The sequence below is a fragment of the Hyphomonas sp. genome, assembly GCF_046313735.1.
Classification (GTDB): Bacteria; Pseudomonadota; Alphaproteobacteria; order Caulobacterales; family Hyphomonadaceae; genus Hyphomonas.
The window spans coordinates 1-3,331 of record NZ_JBKBXW010000071.1 but is presented as its reverse complement, the minus strand read 5'-3'; the positions used below and the strand labels follow the sequence as shown (position 1 = coordinate 3,331).

Sequence of the window (3,331 nt, the reverse complement as noted above, 5' to 3'; positions counted from 1 at the left end):
TCCGCATGAAAATCGCGCTCATCATTGAAAACAGCCAGGCTGCAAAGAGCAGCATCGTTCACGACGCGCTGAAAGCTGTCGCCGAGCCGCTCGGCAACGAAGTGTTCCACTACGGTATGTACACGCCGGAAGACAAAGCCCACCTGACCTATCCGATGATCGGCATCCTCGCCGGCATCCTGATCAACTCCAAAGCCGCCGATTTCATTGTCACCGGCTGCGGCACGGGCATGGGCTCGAACCTCGCCTGCAATGCGATGCCGGGGATTTTCTGTGGCCTCGTCATTGACCCGACCGATGCATTCCTGTTCGGCCAGATCAATGATGGCAACGCCATTTCGATGCCTTACGCAAAGGGTTTCGGCTGGGCCGCCGAGCTCAACCTCCAGGACTGCTACCGCAAGCTGTTCGAGGTTGAGCGCGGGGTCGGTTATCCGAAGGAGCGCGCTGCGATCATGGCAACGAACCGCGGCATCCTCAGTGAGCTGAAGAAAGCGTCCTGCCACGATATGCTCACCGTGCTGAAGACGATCGATCAGGACCTTCTGAAGACCGCCATTTCGGGTGACAAGTTCCAGGAATACTTCTTCGCCAACTCGCAGGATGAGGCGATGTCCGCCTACCTGAAGACCGTCCTGGCATCCTGATCGCTGCGCCGTTGTGCGATTAAAAAACATACTTCTGGAGGGAAGCCCGTGAGCCTCAGCATGTTCAGCCTTGAAGGCAAGACCGCCATCGTTACCGGCGCCAATACCGGCCTTGGACAAGGCATTGCGGTGGCGCTGGCAGAAGCGGGCGCGAGCCTCGCCCTGGTGGGCCGCTCCGCACCGGATGAGACGGTCGAGCTGGTACGACAAGCCGGCGGCAAGGCGCATGTCATCATGGCCGATCTCGGCAGCCTCGAGCCGGTAGACGCGATTATTGACGAGACCCGGGAAGCGCTCGGCGGCGTCGATATTCTCGTGAACAACGCCGGCATCATCAAGCGCAACGATGCCATCGATTTTACCGTCGAGGAGTGGGACAGCGTGATGAACATCAACCTGCGCTCCCTCTTCTTTCTCAGCCAGAAAGCCGCCCGCGCGATGATCGATGCCGGCACGGGCGGCAAGATCATCAATATCGCGTCTATGCTGTCCTTCCAGGGCGGGGTCCGCGTGCCGTCTTACACCTCTTCCAAAAGCGGTGTGCTGGGCCTCACGCGCGCGCTTGCCAATGAATGGGCAAAGCACGGCATCAATGTCAACGCGATTGCGCCGGGCTATTTCGTAACCAACAATACCGACGCCCTGCGCGCCGATGAAAAGCGCAATACGGAAATCCTCGGCCGCATTCCGGCAGGCCGCTGGGGCGAGCCGGCAGACCTCGCCGGGGCAGCGGTATTCCTTTCCTCCCGCGCGTCTGATTATGTCCAGGGCACGGTGATTGCCGTGGATGGCGGCTGGCTCGCGCGCTAAGGCTCGGGGCGCAGCGGGGAGGGAAGGTGCATGGCGCGTGTGGTGTGTTTTGGAGAGCTGCTGCTGCGTCTGACCGCGCCTGGCAGCGAACGTCTGCTGCAGTCCTGGTCGCTGGATGTCTGTGTCGGCGGGGCTGAGGCGAATGTCGCGGTTTCGCTGGCGGGCTTTGACCATCAGGTAAGCCTCGCGAGCATCGTCACCGACAATCCGCTCGGCGAAGCGGCGCTGGGCGAGTTGCGCCGGCACGGCGTCAATGCGGACGCGGTCCAGCGCGCACTAGGGCGGATGGGGCTTTACTTCCTCGAGCCAGGCGCTGTGCGCCGGCCTTCTAAAATCACTTACGACCGCGCGGGGTCCGCCTTTGCGAATGCCGCGCCGGACACGCTTGACTGGAACACAATCCTGGCTGGCGCTGACCTGCTGCATCTCTCGGGTGTCACGCCCGCCATCGGCCCGAACGCCTCAGACGCAGCCATCCGCGCGGTCGAGGCCGCTGTGGCAGCAGGCGTTCCCGTCTCGTTTGACGGCAATTACCGCGCCCTGCTCTGGGAAGTCTGGAAGGGCGACGGCCCGGCCATTCTGAACCGGATCATGGCCGGAGCGACCTATGCCTTCATCAATGAGCGCGACATTGCGCTGATCCTAGGCCGTCCCTTCAATGACCGCGCATCCGCCTTCGCTGCGGCCTTCGAAACATGGCCCTGCCTGCAGGCGATCGCCGCCACCACGCGCCAGCAATCCTCGGTCGAGGATCAGGTCCTCGCCGCAGAACTCGTGACCCGGACCGGCCGCTGGGTCTCGCCCGAACACCAGCTGCCCGGCGTGGTCGACCGGATTGGCGGCGGGGACGCCTTTGCGGCCGGAGCGCTGCACGGCCTGCTGCTGGGCAGGGAGGCGCAATATACCATCGATTTCGCGGTCGCCGCCGGCGCGCTCAAGCATTCGATCCCCGGCGATTTCAACCGGGCGAGCCTCGCCGAAGTCGAAGCCGCGATGGAAGGCGGGAGCCTCGACGTCAAGCGCTGACATTCCACGCGAATAAATATTGACACCGGTTACCATAACGCCAAAAATGGCCATAGAAGAATGATCCGGCCAAGCCCGGAGTCTCGAGGGGAGACAGACACAGCCATGCGGACGCCCGCCTCATTCAGCGGATGCAAACTCAGCCGGCGCGGGCTTCTCGCCTCCGCCGCGGCGCTGGGCGGGCTGAGCGCATGCGGCGCGCAGGCGGGGCGGGCGTTTCTGTCCTCCGATACCCATCCGCGCGGCTACCCGACCGTGTCAGCCGTCGAGGAAATGGGCCGTCTGCTCAGTGAGCGGACGAATGGCCGGCTGGACGTCAAGATCTATGCTGGCGGGCAGCTCGGCTCGGAGCAGGACACGCTCGAGATCACCGTCTTCGGCGGGCTCGATCTCAACCGCGTCAACCTCGCCCCGCTCAACTCGATCGAGCCTGTGACGACGATCCCCGCCTTGCCATTCCTGTTCCGCTCGGACGCACATCTGCGCCGCGTGCTGGATGGTCCGATCGGCGACGAGATCCTGCAATCGCTGACCCCGCACGGCCTCGTCGGCCTCTGCTTCTATGACAGCGGCGACCGGAATTTCTACAACACGCGCCGCCCGATCTACACGCCGGCAGATATGCGCGGCCTGAAGATACGTGTTCCGGGGTCGGATCTTTATGTCTCGATGGTGCGGGCGCTCGGCGCTGATGCGACCCCGATGAGCATTTCGGAAGTCTACCAGTCCCTCGTGCAGGGCGTCATCGACGGCGCCGAGAACAACTGGCCGTCCTATGAAAGCGGCCGGCATTTCGAGGCGGCGCCCTATTACAGCCTGACGCGGCATGTGATGGCGCCGGAAGTCCT

The 3,331-nt window shown here is 63.3% G+C and carries 4 protein-coding genes; all 4 read left to right on the top strand.

All coding sequences use genetic code 11. The annotated features are described in order from the left end of the window. Positions 1-5: 5 nt before the first annotated feature. Positions 6-647 (top strand): RpiB/LacA/LacB family sugar-phosphate isomerase, encoded by a 642-nt coding sequence (locus ACK4SV_RS16280; protein WP_409918894.1) that lies wholly within the window; start codon positions 6-8, stop codon positions 645-647. A gap of 60 nt (positions 648-707) precedes the next feature. Next, a complete protein-coding gene (gene kduD / locus ACK4SV_RS16275) occupies positions 708-1,457 on the top strand; it encodes a 2-dehydro-3-deoxy-D-gluconate 5-dehydrogenase KduD (RefSeq protein WP_409918893.1) in 750 nt (249 codons plus the stop codon). 30 nt (positions 1,458-1,487) lie between these two features. After that, the gene (locus ACK4SV_RS16270; RefSeq protein ID WP_409918892.1) at positions 1,488-2,483 is read left to right on the top strand and encodes a sugar kinase; all 996 of its coding nucleotides are present in this window, start codon (positions 1,488-1,490) and stop codon (positions 2,481-2,483) included. Positions 2,484-2,588: 105 nt separating this feature from the next. After that, positions 2,589-3,331, top strand: a 743-nt coding sequence (locus tag ACK4SV_RS16265; protein ID WP_409918891.1) for a TRAP transporter substrate-binding protein, incomplete at its 3' end; no start/stop codon positions are given.

Bases quoted from the DNA above. Each gene is read 5' to 3' on its own strand.
- ACK4SV_RS16280 (WP_409918894.1), top strand. From the start codon at position 6: ATGAAAATCGCGCTCATCATTGAAAACAGCCAGGCTGCAAAGAGCAGC.
- kduD (WP_409918893.1), top strand. From the start codon at position 708: ATGTTCAGCCTTGAAGGCAAGACCGCCATCGTTACCGGCGCCAATACC.
- ACK4SV_RS16270 (WP_409918892.1), top strand. From the start codon at position 1,488: ATGGCGCGTGTGGTGTGTTTTGGAGAGCTGCTGCTGCGTCTGACCGCG.